This is a genomic window from Nocardiopsis sp. MG754419, assembly GCF_018207095.1.
Lineage (GTDB): Bacteria > Actinomycetota > Actinomycetes > Streptosporangiales > Streptosporangiaceae > Nocardiopsis.
This window is the reverse complement of the sequence record NZ_QOCZ01000024.1, coordinates 23,540-43,436: the sequence shown is the minus strand read 5'-3', so window position 1 is coordinate 43,436 and position 19,897 is coordinate 23,540. Positions and strand designations below refer to the sequence as shown.

21 protein-coding genes are annotated in these 19,897 nt (G+C 71.2%); 16 read left to right on the top strand and 5 right to left on the bottom strand.

Going from position 1 to position 19,897, the window contains the following annotated elements; genetic code table 11:
• Positions 1–44: 44 nt before the first annotated feature.
• Positions 45–791 (top strand): hypothetical protein, encoded by a 747-nt coding sequence (locus DSY14_RS07375; protein WP_374223989.1) that lies wholly within the window; start codon positions 45–47, stop codon positions 789–791.
• 3 nt (positions 792–794) lie between these two features.
• Here the strand turns inward: DSY14_RS07375 and DSY14_RS07370 are convergent, their stop codons facing one another.
• The 4 genes from DSY14_RS07370 to DSY14_RS07355 form a co-directional block, all read right to left on the bottom strand.
• Positions 795–2,663, bottom strand: a complete 1,869-nt coding sequence (locus DSY14_RS07370) for a long-chain fatty acid--CoA ligase (protein WP_211715712.1) — start codon at positions 2,661–2,663, stop codon at positions 795–797.
• 126 nt (positions 2,664–2,789) lie between these two features.
• A complete protein-coding gene (gene ybaK / locus DSY14_RS07365; protein ID WP_249187463.1) occupies positions 2,790–3,275 on the bottom strand; it encodes a Cys-tRNA(Pro) deacylase in 486 nt (161 codons plus the stop codon).
• A gap of 76 nt (positions 3,276–3,351) precedes the next feature.
• Complete coding sequence (locus DSY14_RS07360; protein WP_211715711.1) at positions 3,352–4,134, bottom strand: LON peptidase substrate-binding domain-containing protein; 783 nt, start codon at positions 4,132–4,134, stop codon at positions 3,352–3,354.
• Positions 4,135–4,218: 84 nt separating this feature from the next.
• Positions 4,219–4,779 carry a ferritin gene (locus DSY14_RS07355; protein ID WP_211715710.1) on the bottom strand — a complete coding sequence of 187 codons (561 nt, stop codon included), beginning with the start codon at positions 4,777–4,779 and terminating at the stop codon, positions 4,219–4,221.
• 261 nt (positions 4,780–5,040) lie between these two features.
• Here DSY14_RS07355 and hisD point away from each other — a divergent pair, with 261 nt between their 5' ends.
• The 10 genes from hisD to DSY14_RS07305 all read left to right on the top strand — a co-directional run bounded on the left by hisD (position 5,041) and on the right by DSY14_RS07305 (position 15,979).
• Entirely contained in the window at positions 5,041–6,348 is a 1,308-nt protein-coding gene (gene hisD / locus DSY14_RS07350) for a histidinol dehydrogenase (RefSeq protein ID WP_211715709.1), read from the top strand.
• Positions 6,349–6,454: 106 nt separating this feature from the next.
• Positions 6,455–7,537, top strand: coding sequence for a histidinol-phosphate transaminase (locus DSY14_RS07345; protein ID WP_211715708.1), 1,083 nt, complete (start codon positions 6,455–6,457; stop codon positions 7,535–7,537).
• Positions 7,538–7,593: 56 nt separating this feature from the next.
• Positions 7,594–8,187, top strand: a complete 594-nt coding sequence (hisB, locus tag DSY14_RS07340) for an imidazoleglycerol-phosphate dehydratase HisB (RefSeq protein ID WP_211715707.1) — start codon at positions 7,594–7,596, stop codon at positions 8,185–8,187.
• Positions 8,188–8,349, top strand: a complete 162-nt coding sequence (locus DSY14_RS07335) for a hypothetical protein (RefSeq protein ID WP_211715706.1) — start codon at positions 8,188–8,190, stop codon at positions 8,347–8,349.
• A gap of 16 nt (positions 8,350–8,365) precedes the next feature.
• A complete protein-coding gene (hisH, locus tag DSY14_RS07330; protein ID WP_211715705.1) occupies positions 8,366–9,019 on the top strand; it encodes an imidazole glycerol phosphate synthase subunit HisH in 654 nt (217 codons plus the stop codon).
• Between the two features lie 79 nt (positions 9,020–9,098).
• Positions 9,099–9,857: a bifunctional 1-(5-phosphoribosyl)-5-((5-phosphoribosylamino)methylideneamino)imidazole-4-carboxamide isomerase/phosphoribosylanthranilate isomerase PriA gene (priA, locus tag DSY14_RS07325; protein ID WP_211715704.1), complete on the top strand. Its 759-nt coding sequence runs from the start codon at positions 9,099–9,101 to the stop codon at positions 9,855–9,857.
• On the top strand, positions 9,854–10,627 hold the full coding sequence (gene hisF / locus DSY14_RS07320) for an imidazole glycerol phosphate synthase subunit HisF (protein ID WP_211715703.1): 774 nt from the start codon (positions 9,854–9,856) through the stop codon (positions 10,625–10,627). The genes priA and hisF overlap by 4 nt, the downstream gene beginning before the upstream one ends.
• 154 nt (positions 10,628–10,781) lie before the next feature.
• The gene (locus DSY14_RS07315; RefSeq protein ID WP_211715702.1) at positions 10,782–11,462 is read left to right on the top strand and encodes a peptidoglycan-binding protein; all 681 of its coding nucleotides are present in this window, start codon (positions 10,782–10,784) and stop codon (positions 11,460–11,462) included.
• Between the two features lie 666 nt (positions 11,463–12,128).
• The gene (locus DSY14_RS07310) at positions 12,129–14,132 is read left to right on the top strand and encodes an ABC transporter ATP-binding protein (RefSeq protein WP_211715701.1); all 2,004 of its coding nucleotides are present in this window, start codon (positions 12,129–12,131) and stop codon (positions 14,130–14,132) included.
• The gene (locus tag DSY14_RS07305; protein ID WP_211715700.1) at positions 14,129–15,979 is read left to right on the top strand and encodes an ABC transporter ATP-binding protein; all 1,851 of its coding nucleotides are present in this window, start codon (positions 14,129–14,131) and stop codon (positions 15,977–15,979) included. The genes DSY14_RS07310 and DSY14_RS07305 overlap by 4 nt, the downstream gene beginning before the upstream one ends.
• A gap of 82 nt (positions 15,980–16,061) precedes the next feature.
• On the opposite strand, the gene DSY14_RS07300 is transcribed toward DSY14_RS07305, so the two are convergent.
• Positions 16,062–17,060 carry a sugar isomerase gene (locus DSY14_RS07300; RefSeq protein WP_211715699.1) on the bottom strand — a complete coding sequence of 333 codons (999 nt, stop codon included), beginning with the start codon at positions 17,058–17,060 and terminating at the stop codon, positions 16,062–16,064.
• Positions 17,061–17,191: 131 nt separating this feature from the next.
• Here DSY14_RS07300 and hisI point away from each other — a divergent pair, with 131 nt between their 5' ends.
• The 5 genes from hisI (at position 17,192) to DSY14_RS07275 (ending at position 19,843) form a co-directional block, all read left to right on the top strand.
• On the top strand, positions 17,192–17,536 hold the full coding sequence (hisI, locus tag DSY14_RS07295) for a phosphoribosyl-AMP cyclohydrolase (RefSeq protein WP_211715698.1): 345 nt from the start codon (positions 17,192–17,194) through the stop codon (positions 17,534–17,536).
• Positions 17,537–17,586: 50 nt separating this feature from the next.
• Positions 17,587–18,255, top strand: a complete 669-nt coding sequence (locus tag DSY14_RS07290; RefSeq protein WP_211715729.1) for a Trp biosynthesis-associated membrane protein — start codon at positions 17,587–17,589, stop codon at positions 18,253–18,255.
• A complete protein-coding gene (locus tag DSY14_RS07285; RefSeq protein WP_211715697.1) occupies positions 18,255–18,542 on the top strand; it encodes an HGxxPAAW family protein in 288 nt (95 codons plus the stop codon). The genes DSY14_RS07290 and DSY14_RS07285 overlap by 1 nt, the downstream gene beginning before the upstream one ends.
• A gap of 272 nt (positions 18,543–18,814) precedes the next feature.
• Positions 18,815–19,219, top strand: coding sequence for a CD225/dispanin family protein (locus DSY14_RS07280; RefSeq protein WP_211715696.1), 405 nt, complete (start codon positions 18,815–18,817; stop codon positions 19,217–19,219).
• 120 nt (positions 19,220–19,339) lie between these two features.
• Positions 19,340–19,843 (top strand): DUF2752 domain-containing protein, encoded by a 504-nt coding sequence (locus DSY14_RS07275; protein ID WP_211715695.1) that lies wholly within the window; start codon positions 19,340–19,342, stop codon positions 19,841–19,843.
• Positions 19,844–19,897: the final 54 nt, after the last annotated feature.

Genomic DNA, 19,897 nt, shown 5'->3' with positions numbered 1-19,897 from the left:
GTAGCCACCGGTTTTCGGTGGGAGCGGGAAGTGAAGGGGACAGGGTGAACACAGCGGGGGGCCGTACGGGCGCGTCGGGAGTGTGGCGCGGTCTGGCCGTGGCGGCGGCCGTGTTCGGGGCGCCGGCGCTGCTCGGAGCCGCCCTGGGCCCGTTGTGGTGGTGGCTGGCTCCGCGGCCCGAGTTGACCGCGTTGGGGCAGGGCGAGGTCTTCGCCGGCGCCTCGGAGGACGTCTTCGCGGGTGAGGGCTACTTCGTGCTCATCACCGCCGTCGCCGGCCTGGTCACCGGGTACGCCTGCTACATGATCCAGTTCGCTCTGGCGTCGCGACGAGAGCAGGATCTGCGCCTGCCGCTCCTGCTGGCGGGCTTCCTCGGCGCGGTCACGGCCGCCACGCTGGTCTGGCGGGTCGGGCTCGCGCTGGACGGGCCGGCGCGCGACGCGATCCTGGCTGCCGAGCCCGGCGACACCGTCACCGGCGCGCTCCAGCTCCAGGCCCTCGCCTTCCTCATCGTGTGGCCCTTCGTCCACGTCCTGCAGTACGGGCTTCTGGACGGCATCAGCCTGCTGCGCGCCGACCAGCCCGGGGTCCCCGAACCGGAACCACGGCCCGACCTCACGTCCGCCGACGCCCCGGAGGACCCGACCCCCGGCGCGGGGACGGCGGAGCGGGGGCTCCCCGAAGCCCCGGAGACGGAGAACCCGGAGCGCCCCACCTCCGGGCCGGACCGGGGGGCACCCGTGGCGTCGCCCGAGGGGGAGCGTGACGACGCCGAGAGACGTCGTCCCTGACGGTCACAGTCGCTGGACCGACCGGTCGTACATGGCGTCGAGCAGTTCGGCGTACTTCTCCTCCACCGCCCTGCGGCGCATCTTCAGACTCGGGGTGATCTCTCCGGTCTCCACGGTCAGTGGACTCGGCAGGATCGCGAACCTCTTGACGGTCTCGTGCCGGGGCAGATCCCGGTTGAGTTCGTCGACGGCGTCCTGGACCATCGCACGGACCTTCGGCGCCCTGGTCAGGGCGGCGTAGCCGAGCGCTCCCAGTCCGTGGGCCCGGGCCCACTCACCGATGGACTCCGGATCCAGGGCCACCAACCCCACGCAGTAGGGCCGTCGGTCGCCGTGCACGATCAGGTTGCTCGCGTACGGGCACAGGGACTTGAAACGGCTCTCGATGCCCTGCGGCGCGACGAACTTGCCACTGGAGGTCTTGATGATCTCCCTCTTGCGGTCGGTGATCCGCAGCCGGCCGTTCTCCAACGCGCCGATGTCACCGGTGGCGAACCACCCCTCCTCGTCGAGCACGGCCTCGGTGGCACCGGTCAGGTTGTGGTAGCCGCGCATGACGGCCTGACCCCGCAGCAGCACCTCGCCGTCCTCGGCGATCCTGACCTCGGTGCCGGGCAGCGGCAGCCCCACCGTCCCGAAGCGCACGTCACCGGGGCGGTTGAGGAAGGCCCCCGCGGAGGTCTCCGTCAGGCCGTAGCCCTCAAGGATGGTGATCCCGGCGCCGTGGAAGAACCGGCCGATCTCCGGGGCCAGCGGCGCGCTGCCGGAGACGAAGAACCGCAGACGGCCGCCGAAGCGCGCACGCAGGTCGGCGAACACCAGGCCGTCGGCGAGACGGTGCTGGGCGGCCAGTACGCCCGTCGGCTCCCGACCCTGCTCACGGAGCAGCGACACCCGTTCGGCCACACCCGCGGCCCACGTGAAGAGGCGGTGCTGTGCCGCGCCGCCCTCCTCGGCCCGCAGGGCGATCGCGCTGTACAGCTTCTCGAAGACGCGGGGCGCCGCCGCCATGAACGTCGGCCGTACCTCCGCGAGGTTGTCCAGGATCCTGTCCGCACGCCCGTCCACCACGGTCCGGAACCCCAGTCGCAACTGGGTGACCTGCATGACCTTGCCGTAGGAGTGGGCCAGGGGCAGCCACAGGTACTGGACGTCGTCGATGGTGAGCATCTCCCGGCCCCGGGAGCGCATCTCCTCACCCATCATCTCGAGCGCCTGCGCCTCGTACAGCCAGTTGGCGTGGTCCAGGCGCACGCCCTTGGGCCGTCCGGTGGTCCCCGAGGTGTAGACCAGGGTGGCCAGGTGATCGGGTCGGACGGCGGCGACAAGTGTGTCGAACAGGTCCGGATTCTCGGCGTGCAACGCGGCGCCCCGCGCCTCCAGTTCGGCCAGGCTCATCACCCAGTCGTCATCCCCGGCGGCCTCGCCCTCGAAGGTGATGACCTTGGACAGGCCCGGCATGGACGCGCGCTGCCCGAGCAGCTTGGCGACCTGCTCGTCGTTCTCGGCGAAGGCGACCATGCTGCCGGAGTCCGACACGATGAAGGCGTGGTCGGGCGGGGTGGAACCGGGATAGATCGTGGTGGAGGCGCCGCCGGCGCACAGGATGGCCAGGTCGGCCAGGATCCACTCGATGCGGGTACTGGAGGCGATCGCGCAGCGGGCCTGGGGGGTCAGTCCCAGGGTGTGCAGGCCCAGGGCCAGGTCGCGCACGCGGTCACGGGTCTGGTTCCAGGTGAGGCCCTTCCAGATGTCGGGTCCACCGTCGAGGGAGGGGACCGGATAACTGAACGCCTCCCGCTCACCGGATGCGGCGACGCGGGAGGCGAACATGTCGGGAACGGACCTATAGGGGGATGAGATGTTGCCCATGTCACAAAGCTACCTTTGGGTAATAGGGCGGGCAACAGCGCGTAGGCGTAGGCGCCGGGGTCCATCGTTCCCCACGGCGCGCGGGACGCGAGCGCGAGTCCCCTCCCACCGTGCCACGGAGATCCCTCAGCCGGCCGCGATCGGGGCGGTGGTCGCCTCGGTCAGGCGGATCAGGTCGGCGGGCATCAGCTCCATCTGCAACCCGCGCCGGCCCGCCGACACGTACACCGACCCCAACGACGTCACCGAGGAGTCGATCACCGTGCGCAGGCGCTTGCGCTGACCCAGCGGGCTGATCCCTCCACGAACGTAGCCGGTGATCTTCTCGGCCCGGGCCGGGTCGGCCATGGTCGCCTTCTTGCCGCCGACCGCCGCGGCCAACGCCTTGAGGTCCAACGCACCGCTCACCGGCACCACCCCCACGGTGAACACACCGTCCACCTCGGCCACCAGTGTCTTGAACACCTGGTGATGGGGCACCCCGATCGCGTCCGCGGCGTCGGTGCCGTAGGAGTGCCCGTCGCCGTCCTCCCCGACCTCGTAGGGATGCAGGGTGTAGGTGGTCTTCGTCCGTCCGGCCGCCACGGTCGCCGGCGTGGCTCTTCCACTCATGGGTTACCTGGGCTTTCCACTGGTCGATGGCTTCCGGGAAGGCTAGTGCACCTCTTCACCGGGTCCTACTGGGACGCTAGTTGAACGAGACTCCGTTGTTGAGGAAGGGACCCGCGGGAAGGTTGGGCAGGGTCGGTGTGGCCACGATGCGGTTCTCCCTGCGTAGGAAGCGCGCGGCCACGGCCAGCCGGGTCGCGGCGTCCTCCGCCTCCAACAGTCGCTGTTTCTCCGCGGGGTCCAGTACCACCGAGGCGGCCACCGCGTGGGACAGGGCGATCGGGTCCCGGGGCAGATCGCGAGAGGTCTCCGGCGCCATGCCGATCTGGGACAGACGTCCCCGGTAGACCTCGTACAGGTCGTGCACCCGTTCGGCGTGCTCCTCGGCGTCCGGTCCCAGGGCCTCGGGGAGCAACGACACCGAGGCGCTGGAGTAGTCGTCGGGCGAGGACGCGTCGACCTCGGACAGGTCGACGATCCGGAACCGGGTGCCGCCCTCCACCACGAGGTCGTAGCGACCGTCCTCGTAGGTGCGTACGTCGCGCACCACGGCGGTGCAGCCGACGGGGCTCACCAGGGGGAGTGAGGGGTGGCGACCGTGGTCGTCGGTGTGCGGCACCCCGGTGTCGGCTCCACCGGCGCCCTGGCCGGACTCGCTCGCCACCTCGTGTCCCAGTTCGATCCACACGACACCGAAACGGGCCGGCCCGCGTTCGCGTCCACCGACCTCGCCCCCGGCCATGGTCGGTCCGAGCAACTCCGAGACCAATCTCCGGTACCGCTGTTCGAAGACGTGCAGGGGGATCGTCATCCCGGGGAACAACACCGTGTTCAGCGGGAAGATCGGCAGGGCCTCAGGCATACTCCCAGTATGCCTCCGTGAGCGCACGCGACGGCGCCCCGCCCGGACTCCGGGCGGGGCGCAGGGCCGGCGAGGCTCCGATGGTCAGGAGACCGCGGGGCCGGCGGTGCCGGGCGCTGCCTGCCCGCCGTCGTCCTCGCTGGGCATGTCGCGGGCCACGAAGGTCTCCACGTCGAACAGGTTGCCGTTGGCGCGGTCGACGACGTTGAGGAGGGTGGACATCTTGGCGACCTCCTCGACCTGCTCCTGGATGAACCACTGCAGGAACTGCTCGCCCGTGTAGTCCTCCTCGTCGCGGGCCACCTTGGCCAGACGCTGGAACTGGGCGCTCACCTCACGCTCCTGGCGCAGGGCCAGAGCGACCAGGTCACGGGTGACGGCGAAATCGTTCTCGATCTCGTCGATCCCGGGGATGGCGAACGTCACGTCGTTGTCGAGCAGGTAGCGCACGAGCATCATCGCGTGGTCGCGCTCTTCGAGCGACTGCTCGTAGAAGACCCTGGCCAGCTGCGGCAGGTCCTGGTCGTCGAACCAGGCGGCGATCGCCACGTACTGATGCGAGGCGGTGAACTCGTGCCGCACCTGGTCGACCAGGAGTCGGTGGAACTTGGAAAGGCCGCTATCGCCGGTCTTGTTGGAAGTCATGAGCCTACGATAACGCATGTAAAAGGCATTTGGGAAACACCTGAAAGGGGCGCCGAATTTGTTAGGCAAGCCTTTCGCAAGGTTGATTAGGTAAGGTGTGCCAAAGTTAGGGGACACTTATTCGAGGGTGGTTCGGCGTTTTTATCCGAACTTGACCCTCGACGTCCTCGCCTGCGGGGTCGGTGCCGGTCGGGCGGGTGTGGTGTCCATCATTCGGACGCGACCGCCCATCGGTCGGGCCACGCCCCCTAGACTGGAGCCGTGATCAGTCGAATCGACCTCCGAGGCTCCCAGGACGACCCGCGCGACGCCCTTCCGCGCGCCGAAATCGACGTGGCCGACGCCACTGAACGCGTCCGCCCCATCGTCGAGGACGTACGTCATCGCGGAACCGAGGCACTGATCGAACTCGCCGCACGCTTCGACGGTGTACGGATCACCGACATCCGCGTCCCCAAGGACGCCATCGAGACCGCACTGACCGACCTCGACCCCGCCGTGCGCGCCGCCCTGGAGGAGTCGATCCGACGCGCCCGCAAGGTGCACAGCGCCCAGCGTCGTACCGACCACACCACCCAGGTGGTCCCCGGCGGCACCGTCACCGAGAAGTGGATCCCGGTCGAACGGGTCGGTCTCTACGTGCCGGGCGGTCGGGCCGTCTACCCCTCCAGCGTCATCATGAACGTCGTCCCCGCCCAGGAGGCGGGTGTGTCCTCGCTGGCGGTCACCTCACCGCCGCAGAAGGACTTCGGCGGTCTGCCGCACCCGACCATCCTCGCCGCGTGCGCCCTGCTGGGCGTCGACGAGGTGTACGCGGTCGGCGGCGCCCAGGCCGTGGCGATGTTCGCCCACGGCACCGAGGACTGCCGCCGCGTCGACATGGTCACCGGCCCCGGCAACATCTGGGTCGCCGCCGCCAAGCGCCTGCTCAAGGGGGTCATCGGCATCGACGCCGAGGCCGGCCCCACCGAGATCGCGATCCTGGCCGACCACACCGCGGACCCCGACTACGTCGCCGCCGACCTCATCAGCCAGGCCGAGCACGACGTCGTCGCGGCCTCCGTCCTGGTGACCCCGGACGAGGCCCTGGCCGACGCGGTCACCGAACGCCTGGCCGAGCGCGTGGCCGCCACCCGGCACAGCGAACGCGTCCGCGAGGCCCTCTCCGGTCCGCAGTCCGGCATCGTCCTGGTCGAGGACCTCGAACAGGGGCTGGCCGTGGTCGACGCCTACGCCGCCGAGCACCTGGAGATCATGACCGTCGACGCCGCGGCCTGGGCCGACCGGGTGCGCAACGCCGGCGCGATCTTCGTGGGCGACCACTCCCCGGTCTCCCTCGGTGACTACGCCGCCGGGTCCAACCACGTGCTGCCCACGGGCGGGTGCGCCTGCCACACCGGTGGCCTGAGCGTGCAGACCTTCCTGCGCGGGGTGCACGTCGTCGCCTACGACCGTGACGCGCTGGCCGACGTCGCCCACCACGTCATCACCCTGTCCGAGGCCGAGGACCTGCCCGCGCACGGCGAGGCCGTCGCCGCCCGCGTGGGCCGGGGCACCGGCCGGAACTGAACGCCGACACACCCGACGGAGACGGGCGGTTCCGGCCGCGGCGCGACCGACAGCGGTCCCACCGGCCGAACCGCCCCTCCCACGACCGACGACGAGTGTGACACCAGTGAGCTTCACCCTGAACGACCTGCCGCTCCGCGACGACCTGCGCGGGCGCTCACCCTACGGCGCACCCCAGATGGACGTGCCGGTGGTCCTCAACACCAACGAGAACCCCCACGCGCCCTCGCCCGCCCTGGCCGCGGCGTTGGCCGCCGCGGTCGCCGACACCGCGCTGGGGCTCAACCGCTACCCCGACCGTGACGCGGTCCGCCTGCGCGAGGACCTGGCGGCCTACCTGGAGCACGGACTGACCGCCGCCAACGTCTGGGCGGCCAACGGCTCCAACGAGATCCTCCAGCAGCTGCTCCAGGCCTTCGGCGGGCCGGGCCGCACCGCCATGGGCTTCGAGCCGTCCTACTCGATGCACCCGATCATCTCCCGGGGCACGGGGACCGCGTGGGTGTCGGTGCCGCGCGACGCCGACTTCCGTATCGACGTCGACGCCGCCCTGACCGCCGTCGCCGAGCACGAGCCCAGCGTCATCTTCCTCACCTCGCCCAACAACCCGACCGGCACCGCGCTCGAACTCGACGCCATCCAACGCATCGTGCGGGCCGCCCCCGGTGTGGTCGTCGTGGACGAGGCCTACGCCGAGTTCCGTCGCGAGGGCAGCCCCAGCGCCCTGACCCTGCTGGCGGAGCACCCCCGGGTCATCGTCTCGCGCACCATGTCCAAGGCCTTCGCCCTGGCCGGCGCCCGGGTGGGGTACCTCGCCGCGCACACCGCGGTGGTCGACGCGCTGCAACTGGTCCGCCTGCCCTACCACCTGTCCGCCGTCACCCAGGCGGTGGCCGTCACCGCCCTGGCCCACGCCGACGAACTCCTCGGCGCCGTCGACGACCTGCGCGCCGAACGCGACGCCCTCGTCGACTGGCTGCGCGCGCACGGCTTCGCGGTCGCCGACTCCGACGCCAACTTCGTCCTGTTCGGAGAGTTCGAGGACCGCACCCGCGTATGGCGGGACATGCTCGACCACCAGGTCCTCATCCGGGAGGTCGGCCCACCCGGATGGCTGCGCGTCACCGTCGGCACCCCCGAGGAGATGGCGGTCTTCCGGGACACCCTCCTTCGGGTCACCGGCGGCTGAACGCCCCGGCCCCTCCCACAGCACCACCGACACAGCACCATCGAGGATGGACGACCATGAGCCGTATCGGGCGCATCGAACGCGCAACCAAGGAAACCAAGGTCCTGGTCGAGGTCGACCTGGACGGCACCGGCATCGCCGACGTCTCCACGGGTGTGGGCTTCTACGACCACATGCTGGACCAGCTCGCCAAGCACGGCCTGTTCGACCTGACCGTGCGCACCGAGGGCGACCTGCACATCGACTCGCACCACACCATGGAGGACACCGCCCTGGCGTTGGGCGCCGCCTTCCGTGAGGCCCTCGGCGACCGGGCCGGCATCCGCCGCTTCGCCGACGCCAAGGTGCCCCTCGACGAGGCCCTGGCCGAGGTGACCGTCGACGTGTCCGGGCGTCCGTACCTGGTGCACAGTGAGCCCGAGGGCATGGCCCCGGTCATCGGGCGCGACTACGACACCACGATGACCCGGCACATCTTCGAGTCCTTCGTCGCCCAGGCCAGGGTCGCCCTGCACATCCACGTGCCCTACGGCCGCAACGCGCACCACATCGTCGAGGCCCAGTTCAAGGCGTTCGCCCGGGCGCTGCGCTTCGCCACGGAGCAGGACCCGCGCGTCAGCGGGGTGCCCTCCACCAAGGGCGTCCTGTAGATGGACACCGATCTGTGGGGTCTGTCCCTCATCGTCCTGGGCGGTTTCCTCGCGGGCGGCGTCTACGCGTTCTGGGGGAAGAGCCGCCCGATCGCCCTCGCCCTGGCCGGCTGCGTCGTGCTCGCCCTCGCCTCCGGCGCGCTGCGGCTCGGTTACTTCTAAGAAAGGCACACACCCGATGTCCTCACGTGTGGTCGTCTTCGACTACGGGTCGGGCAACCTGCGTTCGGCCCAGCGCGCCATGGAGCGCACCGGCGCCGACGTCACCGTCACCTCCGACCCCCGAGTCGCACTGGAGGCCGACGGCCTGGTCGTCCCCGGGGTCGGCGCCTTCAGCACCTGCATGGCCAGCCTCAAAGCCGCCGGCGGGGACCGCGTCATCGGTCGCCGTGTCGCCGGTGGGCGTCCCGTCCTGGGGATCTGCGTGGGCATGCAGGTCCTCTTCGAGCGGGGCGTCGAACAGGCCGACGTCCATGCTCGGGACAGTGCCACCGAGGGCTGCGGTGAATGGCCCGGCAGCGTCGAACGCCTCCGGGCGTCCGTCGTCCCGCACATGGGCTGGAACACCGTGACCCCGCCCGAGGACACGCGTCTGTTCGCGGGTGTGGGAGCCGAGGAGCGCTTCTACTTCGTCCACTCCTACGCGGTGCGCCACTGGGAGTTCGTCGCCTCCAGCGACCGCATCCGGGCGCCCAGGGTCACCTGGTCCGAGCACGGCGAACCCTTCGTGGCCGCCGTCGAGAACGGCCCACTGAGCGCCACCCAGTTCCACCCGGAGAAGTCCGGTGACGCCGGGGCGCGCGTCCTGGCCAACTGGGTCGCCACGCTGTAGCGACCCCGCCCCCCGCGAGTCCGCGCCTTCGGCGCACCCCACATCCACCCCAGAACCGAACCGAGCACGAGAAGGCGATATGACCGGCGAGCACACCACGTCGACCCCCGCACTCGAACTGCTGCCCGCCGTGGACGTCGCGGGCGGCCAGGCCGTCCAACTGGTCCAGGGCAAGGCGGGCTCCGGCGGCCAGTACGGCGACCCCTTCGAGGCCGCCACCGCATGGCAGAACGCCGGCGCCGAGTGGATCCACCTGGTGGACCTGGACGCCGCCTTCGGGCGCGGCCACAACCGCGAACTGCTGGGCGACATCGTCGGCCGGCTCGACATCAAGGTCGAGATGTCCGGCGGGATCCGTGACGACGCGTCGCTGGCCGCCGCGCTCTCCACCGGTTGCACCCGGGTGAACATCGGCACCGCAGCGCTGGAGAACCCCGAGTGGTGCGCCAAGATCATCGCCGAGCACGGCGACCGGATCGCCATCGGGCTGGACGTGCGCGGCACCACCCTGGCCGCCCGGGGCTGGACCCGAGACGGTGGTGACCTCCTCGCGACCCTGGAGCGCCTGGAGTCGGAGGGCTGCGCCCGCTACGTCGTCACCGACGTCAACAAGGACGGCACCCTCAAGGGCCCCAACCTGGACCTGCTCCGCACCGTGTGCGAACGCACCGACAAGCCCGTGGTGGCCAGCGGCGGGGTGTCGAGCCTGGCCGACCTGGAGGCCATCGCCACCCTGGTCCCCGAGGGTGTCGAGGGCGCCATCATGGGCACCGCCCTGTACGAGGGCGCCTTCACCCTGGAGGACGCCCTGGCCCTGGTCAAGGGTGAGCGCCGGTGAGCCTGGCCGTGCGTGTCATCCCCTGCCTGGACGTGGACGCCGGTCGGGTGGTCAAGGGCGTCAACTTCGAGAACCTGCGGGACGCCGGTGACCCCGTGGAGTTGGCGGGCACCTACGACGGCGGTGGCGCCGACGAGCTCACCTTCCTGGACGTGACCGCCTCCAGCGGTGACCGCGAGACCACCTATGACGTGGTGCGACGCACCGCCGACCAGGTGTTCATCCCGCTGACGGTCGGGGGTGGGGTCCGCACCACCGAGGACGTGGACCGCCTGCTGCGCGCCGGTGCCGACAAGGTCGGCGTCAACACCGCGGCGATCGCCCGGCCCGCGCTCATCGAGGAGATCGCCGAACGGTTCGGCCGTCAGGTGTTGGTGCTCTCCGCCGACGTTCGCCGGGTCCGCGACGGTGACGCGCCCACCCCCAGCGGGTTCGAGGTCACCACCCACGGTGGGCGCAAGGGCACCGGGATCGACGCCCTGGAGTGGTGCGAGCGCGCCGCCGACCTGGGAGCGGGGGAGATCCTGCTCAACTCCATGGACGCCGACGGCACCAAGGCCGGCTTCGACCTGGAGCTGATCCGGGCGGTACGCGCTCGCGTGGACGTGCCGTTGGTCGCCTCGGGCGGCGCGGGCGCGGTGGAGCACTTCGCCCCGGCCGTCGCGGCGGGCGCCGACGCGGTGCTGGCCGCGACCGTGTTCCACTTCGGGGAGTTCACCATCGCCGACGTGAAGCGGAGCCTGCGCGAGGCGGGCCACGCGGTGCGTTAGCGCCGAGGACCTCGACGTGCCCCGGGCCGGGAGCGGCCCGGGGCACGTGATCAACACCGATCGTGATCATGGTGTGGCGTTGAGTTAACAGTCCTGTGATCCGTGTGAGCATGTTGCCGTCTCAGCCACACGACACGGGGAGTGTCCACCCATCATGTCCGAGTACCTCACCAGCGGAGTCGCCCGTCGGATCGCGGCCCTGGCCACGGCCGGGATCGTCTCCCTCGGCGGTGCCGTCCTTCTCGCTCCGAGCGCTTCCGCGGACGACCTCGAACGCACCCCGGCGGAGGTCGTGGAGCAGATCGAGGCCCGGTCCTGGCCGGTCTACTCGGTCGACCGTCCCGGACCGAGCGTCGACGTCGAGGCCGCCCAGCACCTCCTCAACGCCCTCGGCTACGTCACGCCGAACCCGGGCCCCGAGTTCACCCCCGATGTGGAGGCGACCGTCCGCGCCTTCGAGGAGAGCGAGGGCATCGACGTCGACGGCGTCCTGGACTCGCAGACCTGGATCAAGGTCCGCAACCTGCACTTCCCGTCCGAGGCGGACTCCTACCGGCGCGGCGACCGGGGCTACGCCGTCATCGCCGTGCAGCTCCTGGTCAACGCCAAGTACGACGCCGGGGTCGACGTCTCCGGCGTCTACGACGAGGCGACCGAGGAGGCGGTGCGCGACGCCCAGGACGCCCTCGGCATCGGGGCCGACGGCGCGTTCGGCCGCCTGACCTACAAGGGCGTCATCACCCACCAGGAGCACGAGGGTGCCGCCCGGGACACCGAGGACGTCGACGCCTCCGAGACGGCGGACGGTACCCAGGGGGTCCGCGGCCGCTACTAGGCCCTGCTCCACGGGGGTCTCCGCCGCGCTTCGGCCCGTGTTCGGGCGCCCGGAGGCAAGGCGGGTTCGATGTCCGAGCCGGGAGGCACCGTTCCTCGCGATCACACCGGCGGCACCTTCCCGGGTTTCGGGGAGCGCGGCCCGCCGTCGACCGAACCGACACCCCAACGGTGCGGGGAGCCGCGTGTCCGCTGAACCCCTGTGGTTCCGCACACAGGTTCCAGGTGCCGTCGCCGTGCCCTGACCCGCACGCGCGACCAGGGCCCGGGCATCCCCGACAGGGGCTCCCGGGCCCTCCTCGCGTCACCGCCCGAACCCCGGACCACGCCGCGTCGGGACCGTCCCGGGTCGGCGTGGGCCGGCCCCGCGGGCGGTGTCCACAACCGGCCCCGAGGTCCGTGGACCACGGTGGTCCGCCTCACCGATCTTCGCCCGTTCACCGGTGTCCTCGATCATCCCGCTCGCCCTGCACATCCCGCACACGAACGGAAGTTCGTTCTGTACGGAATAGCTCGAATGCGACCCGCGCTGAAACAATCCGGTGGAAGCTGTCGGTGTCGCTGGATAAGTTGGCCCGGCACACCCCACGACCTCCCCGGCGACGCCCGGGCCGGTCGGGGTGCCAAGACACCGGTCCATCGGTCGCGGAGCAGAAAGTGGGGGCGCATGGCGCAGGGCACGACGACGTCGAGACCGGAGGAACGGGAGGACGCGCCGGAACCGGAGAGGACGTCCGACCCCGACCCCAGTACACGGGCCGGTTACAAGCGGGTCTTCACCCGCGGACTCCGGGTCCTGTGGGTCGCCGCCCGCACCGAACCCTGGATCTTCCTCACCGCCGTCGGCGGCGCCATGCTGCACGCCGCCGTCACCGTCGCCTCGGCCTCCGTGCTCGGCCACATCACCGACCACACCATCCTTCCGGCCTTCGCTTCCGGTGAGACCACCACGGCTGTGCTCATCGCCGCCGCGGGCCTGCTCCTGGCGGTCGGCCTCGGCAAGGCGATCGGTCTGGCCGTGCGTCGTCTGCTGGCCGGACTCATGCAGTTCCGCATGCAGGCCCGCTACCGACGTTCCGTCGCCCGCAAGTACCTCGAACTGCCCCTGTCGTGGCACCACCGCCACCCCACCGGACAGTTGCTCTCCAACGCCAACGCCGACGTCGAGGCCGCCTGGCAGCCCCTGGCGCCCCTTCCCATGGTCGTCGGCAGCGTGTTCATGCTGCTCATCGCCGCCGGAGCCATGGTCGCCACCGACCCCGTGCTGGCCATGGTCGCGTTCGTCGTCTTCCCCGTGCTGGCGGCGGCCAACGTCGCCTTCCAGCGACGCGTCTCGCCGATGGCCTCCCGTGCCCAGGCGCTGCGCGCCGAGGTCAGCGGGGTCGCCCACGAGTCCTTCGACGGCGCCCTGGTCGTCAAGACCCTCGGGCGGGAGGACACCGAGACCGAACGCTTCACCGACGCCGCGCACCGTCTGCGCGACGCCCTCATCCAGGTCGGTCGGCTGCGCTCCATGTTCGACCCCTTCATGGAGGCCCTGCCCAACTTCGGCGTCCTGGCCGTCCTGCTCCTGGGCATGTGGCGACTGTCCACCGGCGCCATCGAGCCCGGCGACCTCGTCCAGATCGCCTTCCTCTTCACCCTGCTGGCACTGCCCATCCGTTCCTTCGGCTGGCTCCTGGGCGACCTGCCGCGCAGCGTCGTCGGCTGGGACCGGGTCCAGTCCGTCCTACGCTCCGACGGCGCCATGGTCTACGGCGACCGTGTTCTGGACCCCTCACCCCGGGGCCTGGCCCTCCGCGCCCACGACGTCACCTTCTCCTACGCCGACGCCTACGACACCGACGGCCGTGACCTCATGGACGGCGGTGACGCCCACGAACGCCGCACCACCGTGCTCAACGGCGTCGACCTCGACATCGCCCCCGGCCGCACCGTCGCCGTCGTCGGCCCCACCGGGTCGGGCAAGTCCACCCTCACCACCGTCCTCATGCGCCTGGTCGACCCCGACGGCGGAACCGTCACCTACGACGGCGTGGACCTGCGCGACCTCGCCCGCGACCAGGTGCCCCGCACCGCCGCGCTCGTCCCCCAGGGGACCTTCGTGTTCGAGGACACCGTCCGCGACAACATCACCCTGGGCGCCGACATCGACGACGACCAGGTCTGGGCCGCGCTGCGTCTGGCCCGCGCCGACGGATTCATTCGAGAACTCCACGGCGGCATCGACGCCCGCCTCGGTGAGAAGGGCACCACGCTCTCCGGCGGCCAGCGCCAACGTCTGGCCCTGGCCCGCGCGGTGGTCCGCCGTCCGCGCCTGCTCATCATGGACGACGCCACCTCGGCGGTCGACCCGCAGATCGAGGCGCAGATCCTCGCCGGGCTGCGCGAACGCGACGACGCCGCCACCGTGCTCGTGGTCGCCTACCGCCGAGCCACCATCGAACTCGCCGACGAGGTCCTGTACATGGAGGGCGGACGCATCCTGGCCCGCGGCACCCACGACGCGCTGCTCACCACCTCGCCGGGGTACAACCGGCTCGTCACCGCCTACGAGCGCGCCTCCGCGGAGAACGAGGCCGAGCGCACACCGGTGCCCGAGGAGCCGGGGCCCGCCGAACCCCACCGCCGTGCACAGGACACCGACTCCAGTGAGGAGACCACCCGATGAGCGCACCCACCCGGACCCGCGCCGACGACAGGTCGGACCGGGGTACCGACGGGCCGCGCCCCTCGGGCCAGGGGTCCCCGTCCCTGCACCGCAGTGAGGACGGCGCGCTCGGCACCATCAAGCGCGGCCTCCGTCTGTCCCCGGAGTTCGCCAAGGGCCTGTGGATCACCCTGATCTTCGCCATGGTGGCCACCGCCGGCAAGGTCGTCGTGCCCATCGCCGTCCAGCAGATCATCGACAACGGCTTCAGCGGTGACGGCGGGCCCGATCTGGGCTTCGTCACCCGTATGGTCACCGGCTGCGCCGCGCTGCTGGTCGTCACCATGTTCTGCTCGTACCTGATGAACCTGCGCCTGTACCGGGCGACCGAGTCCGGGCTGGCCACCCTGCGTCGCAAGGCCTTCCGGCACGTGCACGACCTGTCCGTGCTCACCCAGAACAGCGAACGCAAGGGCGCCCTGGTCTCCCGGGTCACCGGCGACGTCGACCAGATCAGCCACTTCATGCAGTGGGGCGGCCTGCTGCTGTTGGTCAGCACCGGCCAACTGCTGGTCGCCACCACCCTCATGGCGTTCTACTCCTGGCAGCTCACCCTCGTGGTGTGGATCTGCTTCCTGCCGTTGCTGTTCGGTGTGCGCTGGTTGCAGAGACTCCTGTCCAAGGCGTACCTGAAGGTCCGTGAGCGCACCGGCGACATGCTCGGCGCCATCGGCGAGACCGTCATGGGCGCGGCCGTCATCCGCGCCCACGGCACCGAGGAGCGCACCGCCGGTCGCATCGACACCACCGTCCTGGCCACGCGCAGGGCGCAGGTCAAGGCCCAGCGCCTGTCCATGGCCGTGTCGCCCTTCGCCGAGATCGTCGCGGCCGTCGCCAACGCCGCGGTCGTCCTGGTCGGTGTCTGGCTGGGTGTGGGCGGCGGCCTCACCGCAGGGCAGCTCATCGCCTTCCTGTTCCTCATGACGCTGTTCGTCCAGCCCATGATGATGGCCACCGAGATCTTCAACGAGGCCCAGAACGCCATCGCCGGTTGGCGCCGGGTCCTGGGCGTCCTGGACACCGTCCCCGACATCTCCGACCCCGGAGAGGCCGGCAGCGTCCTGCCGCGCGGTCCCGTCCGCGTCGACTTCGACCACGTCACCTACTCCTACCCGGACGGCCCCGTGGTCCTGGACGACGTCGGCGTGCGGATCACCCCCGGCACCCGGATCGCCGTCGTCGGCGAGACCGGTTCGGGCAAGACCACGTTCGTCAAGCTGTTGACCCGGCTGATGGACCCCGACACCGGGACGGTGCGCCTGGACGGCGTCGACCTGCGCGAGGTCGCCTTCTCCTCGCTGCGCAGCCGCGTCGTGATGGTGCCGCAGGAGGGTTTCCTGTTCGACAGCTCCCTGGGCGACAACATCCGTTTCGCCCGCCCCGAGAGCACCGACGCCGAACTGGAGGCCGCGGTCACCGAACTGGGTCTGGCCGACTGGCTGGGCAGTCTCGCCCATGGTCTGGACACACCGGTCGGTCAGCGAGGGGAGTCCCTGTCCGCGGGGGAGCGCCAGCTCGTCGCCCTGGTGCGCGCCTACGTCGCCGACCCGGACCTGCTCGTGCTCGACGAGGCCACCTCGGCCGTGGACCCGCACACCGAGACGCGCATCCAGCGCGCCCTGGACCGGCTCACCCGCGGCCGTACCTCCGTGGCCATCGCCCACCGGCTGTCCACGGCCGAGGCGGCCGACCGGGTCCTGGTCTTCGACGACGGCCGCATCGTCCAGAGCGGTTCCCACGACGAGCTGGTCGACCGGCCGGGTGTGTACGCCGACCTCTACGCCTCCTGGGTCCGTTCCTCCGCCTGAAGGCCCACCGGTCCCGGTACCGGGACGCCACGGTGCGGACCGTCGCCGCTCCTCCCCACGTGGGGAGGAGCGGCGCCCCGGTTCAGTCGCCGGCGTGCGCCCACCAGTGGGCGGCCAGCAGTTCCGCCACCACCGGTTCGGTCAGCAGACTCACGTCCGGGTCGGTGTCACCCGGATAACGCAGGGTCGCCGCCGCCCCGGGCACCCGCTCACGGTCGGGGGTGGACCCCACCGCCACGAACGTGCCCCGCAGTTGCCCCAGGTGCTCGGCGAACCGTTGGTCGTAGGAGGATCCGGCGAACAGCAGCGCCTTGTAGTCCGTCACCGCCGCCAGGTGCCGGTCGGTGTGCGACCACTCGCCGGTCTCCGCCTCGTAGGCCGGCCGGACCGGCCCGCGACGCAGGACCTGGACACCCTGGGCGGCGGACGCCGTGCGCTCGGCCGGGGCCACCAGGTGCACGCCGGTGGGGGAGTCCAGCACCCGCGCGGTCTCGGGCACCCACTGGGGAGCCCGTTCCAGCAACGACCCGACCGCGTGGGCGACCCGCAACAGCAGCCCCGGGAAGTTGCCGCTACCGCCCACCGGCGCGCCCAGACGATGCCCCAGCAGCAACAGCAGGGCCAGAGCGTGCTGATAGGCGCGGCACCCGGTCCCCGTCCGCACCTCACCCGTGTGCAACGGCACCAGCAGATCGGCGTAGCGCGCCACGACCGCGTCGGCGTCCGGGGCCAGCACCACCACCGGGGACCGCCCCACGTACCTGTCCAGGACCGTGCACAGCTCCCGCTGGCCGTCGCCCAGGGTCACCGCCACCACGAGCGTCTCGGCGCCGGCCGGTGGCGCCTCCGCGGAGGTGGACGGGTCCGCGCTCGCCCCGATCCCCGCGCGACGCAGCCGTGTCGCGGCCACCTCGCACGCCCGTCGCGCCGGACCCAGCGCCAGGAACCGCACCGCCGCGGGCTCCTCGTCCAGGAGGGCCGGCAGCGCCGCGTAGGGATCCCAGCGGGGGAACCTGCGCGCGAGCGCGGACAGGGCGTCGGGCTTGCCCGCCAGATCGGCGGCCAGGGAGTCGGCGGTCACGGTGGGAACTCTCCAGGTCGTCGGTGGCACGCGACGGCGTCGTGCACGCTCGCACTCTAGAACCTGTCACCGTCACTCCGTTGCCCGGTACCCGGTGAACACCGCTCACCGAGCGGTCATAACCTGGGTGCATGAGCGTCACCAACCTCGACCCGGACATCGCCGCACGCCTGAAGCGGACCCCGGACGGACTCGTCCCGGCGGTCGTGCAGCAGCACGACACCGGCGACGTCCTCATGCTCGCCTGGATGGACGACGAGGCCCTGCACCGCACCCTCACCACCCGTGAGGCCACCTACTGGTCCCGCAGTAGAGGCGAGTACTGGGTCAAGGGCGCCACCTCGGGCCACACCCAGCATGTGGTGTCCGTCGCACTGGACTGCGACGGCGACACCCTCCTGCTGCGGGTCGACCAGACCGGGGCGGCCTGCCACACCGGTGACCACACCTGCTTCGACGCCGGACGGCTGCTGTGACCTCCGCCTCATCCCGATCCCCCCGTGTGCGCCGTGAGTACGGGATCGCGATGCTGGCCATGGCCGCTGGCGCGGCCCTCATGCTGGCCGCGTCCGGTCGTGTGTGGGTGACCGGCCTGTTGGGCGCGCCCGGGCCCACGGCGCCCGTTCCCGTCGAGATCACCGGCGGCGACCTCACCGGGGCCCTCAGCGGACTGGGCTGGGCCGGGCTCGCCGGTATCGCCGGACTGTACGCCGCGCGCTCCTGGCCGCGCCGTGTCGTGGGCGGTCTCGTCGCGGCCTGTGGCGTCTTCGCGCTCTCCGCCCTGTGGTCGGCCACCCGGCCGGACACGCTCACCGGGGCCGTCGCCGGTCTGACGGGCGAGACCGCCGGCACCGGTGAGGTCGTGGGCACCCCCGACATCCACGTGCTGGGCCCCCTGATGGGAGCCGCCGGGGCGGTCCTGCTCGTTCTCAGCGGTGTCGCCGCCGTTGTGCGCGCCCCCGCCTGGCCCGGTATGGGCAACCGGTACGATCGGGACGCCGCACCGCGTCCGCACCAGGCGGAGACACCCGCCGACCTGTGGAAATCGCTGGACGCCGGTGACGACCCCACACTCGACGTCCCGGGCGACGGCACGCCCGCCCCTGTCGCACGGGCGGACCGAGCCGAACCCGGTGACGGCAGCGAACCCGCACCGCCGGCCGACCGGCCGGCCGAACCGAAGGAGAACCACTGATGGCCGACGCGCACCACGAAGAACACGACGACCACGGCAACACCGTCTCGGCCTGGTTCCTCACCGTCTCCTGGATCGTGGCCTGGACCGTGGCCGCCGTCGCCATCATCGCCGGTGGCGACCTGGTGACGTGGACCATCGTCAGCCTGGTCGCCAGCGTCGTGCTCGCCGTCGTCGCCGGTGTGATGAAGAAGGCCGGCCTGGGTCGCAAGGAGCCCCGCCCGGTGCCGCCCTCGCGTGAAGAGTGGGAAGCGGAACGTAAGACCGCGACCACGGCCGGCAACTAGTCCCGACCAGGGCCGGGGTCGGAGAAACCGCAGCTCACAACGGATGAGTAACGGAAAATAGACGCAGGTCCCACGGGGCGGGTACATTCTCAGCACCGGCCCCGACCGCCGCGTTCGAAACCGTTCGGCGCTGTCTCGCCGATCTGGCATGATGCGAATCCGGCGGCCCGTGTTGCGCGGTCGGCCCCGACCCTGTCCCCCGTTGGGAGCGGCGTGCGCCCAGGCGACGCCGCGCGAAACCCCTTGTCCTCTTCCGGAAAGACACTCCACTCATGAGCTATGGTCCTCCGCCCCCCGGCAACCCCGGCCCGCCTTCCGGTGGTTACGGCACCGGCGGCTACGGTCCGCCCCCCGGCGGCTACGGGCCTCCCAGTGGCGGCCAGCCCGGTTTCGGCGGCCAGCCCCCGGCCGGCGCCGAGCCGCCCAAGACGTACCTGTGGATGAACATCGTCGGTATCTTCACCTGCACCGTCGCGGGCATCATCGGCCTCATCTTCGCCCTTCAGGTGAACAGCAAGTGGCAGATGGGCGACTACGCGGGCGCCGAGTCCTCGTCCAACACCGCCAAGATCACCGGCATCATCAGCCTGGTGGGTCTGGGTCTGTGGGTCGCCTACTTCGCGTTCATCATCATCATGATGGTCGTCGCCATGAACAGCCCGACGGCCTACCCCTAAGGTCGAGCGCCACGGGTTCGTGGCACAGGGCCGGTGCGGCGGTCGCCACAGTGAGGGCGGCCGCCGCACCGGCCCTCGTCCGTTTCCGGGGTGAGGACACCCCTCGATAGGCTCGACACCGTGCAGCACGACGACCTCCCCGCCCCGACACCCGTCCGCCCCACCCTGGCCGACCGGGTCGGTGCCCTCGGCGCGCGCGTCCATCCCGGCACCTGGCCGATCGCCCTCGGCGTCCTGGGGCTGGTCGGCGCCGCCATCCTCCACACCGCCGACCCCAACGATCCCGGCAGCCCGTATCCCACCTGCCCCTGGCTGGCGCTCACCGGAACGTTCTGCCCCGGGTGCGGCACCACCCGTGCCCTGGCCGCGCTCACCCACCTGGACGTGGTCGGCGCGGCGAGCATGAACCTCCTGCTGGTTCTGTGCCTGCCCTTCCTCGTGCACGCCTACGCGTCCTGGCTGACCCGCTCCTTCCGCACCACGCCCGTGCGAAGAACGGGCTACGTGGTCCGGCCCTGGCTCGCCTGGTCCATCCTCGGCGTCTTCGCCTCCTTCTGGGTCCTGCGCAACCTGCCCTGGTTCTCCTTCCTGGCCCCGGGCACCCCGCTCCTGCCCACCTGGTGACCAGCGAACCGCCGACGTGTCGGGGGCGACGACCCCCGCACCGTCGAGGGTGGA

What these genes read in the sequence shown, in the direction of transcription:
- DSY14_RS07370 (WP_211715712.1), bottom strand. Translation starts at nt 2,663, where the DNA reads ATGGGCAACATCTCATCCCCCTATAGGTCCGTTCCCGACATGTTCGCC.
- ybaK (WP_249187463.1), bottom strand. Translation starts at nt 3,275, where the DNA reads ATGAGTGGAAGAGCCACGCCGGCGACCGTGGCGGCCGGACGGACGAAG.
- DSY14_RS07360 (WP_211715711.1), bottom strand. Translation starts at nt 4,134, where the DNA reads ATGCCTGAGGCCCTGCCGATCTTCCCGCTGAACACGGTGTTGTTCCCC.
- DSY14_RS07355 (WP_211715710.1), bottom strand. Translation starts at nt 4,779, where the DNA reads ATGACTTCCAACAAGACCGGCGATAGCGGCCTTTCCAAGTTCCACCGA.
- hisB (WP_211715707.1), top strand. Translation starts at nt 7,594, where the DNA reads ATGAGCCGTATCGGGCGCATCGAACGCGCAACCAAGGAAACCAAGGTC.
- DSY14_RS07335 (WP_211715706.1), top strand. Translation starts at nt 8,188, where the DNA reads ATGGACACCGATCTGTGGGGTCTGTCCCTCATCGTCCTGGGCGGTTTC.
- hisH (WP_211715705.1), top strand. Translation starts at nt 8,366, where the DNA reads ATGTCCTCACGTGTGGTCGTCTTCGACTACGGGTCGGGCAACCTGCGT.
- priA (WP_211715704.1), top strand. Translation starts at nt 9,099, where the DNA reads ATGACCGGCGAGCACACCACGTCGACCCCCGCACTCGAACTGCTGCCC.
- DSY14_RS07315 (WP_211715702.1), top strand. Translation starts at nt 10,782, where the DNA reads ATGTCCGAGTACCTCACCAGCGGAGTCGCCCGTCGGATCGCGGCCCTG.
- DSY14_RS07310 (WP_211715701.1), top strand. Translation starts at nt 12,129, where the DNA reads ATGGCGCAGGGCACGACGACGTCGAGACCGGAGGAACGGGAGGACGCG.
- DSY14_RS07305 (WP_211715700.1), top strand. Translation starts at nt 14,129, where the DNA reads ATGAGCGCACCCACCCGGACCCGCGCCGACGACAGGTCGGACCGGGGT.
- hisI (WP_211715698.1), top strand. Translation starts at nt 17,192, where the DNA reads ATGAGCGTCACCAACCTCGACCCGGACATCGCCGCACGCCTGAAGCGG.
- DSY14_RS07290 (WP_211715729.1), top strand. Translation starts at nt 17,587, where the DNA reads ATGCTGGCCATGGCCGCTGGCGCGGCCCTCATGCTGGCCGCGTCCGGT.
- DSY14_RS07285 (WP_211715697.1), top strand. Translation starts at nt 18,255, where the DNA reads ATGGCCGACGCGCACCACGAAGAACACGACGACCACGGCAACACCGTC.
- DSY14_RS07280 (WP_211715696.1), top strand. Translation starts at nt 18,815, where the DNA reads ATGAGCTATGGTCCTCCGCCCCCCGGCAACCCCGGCCCGCCTTCCGGT.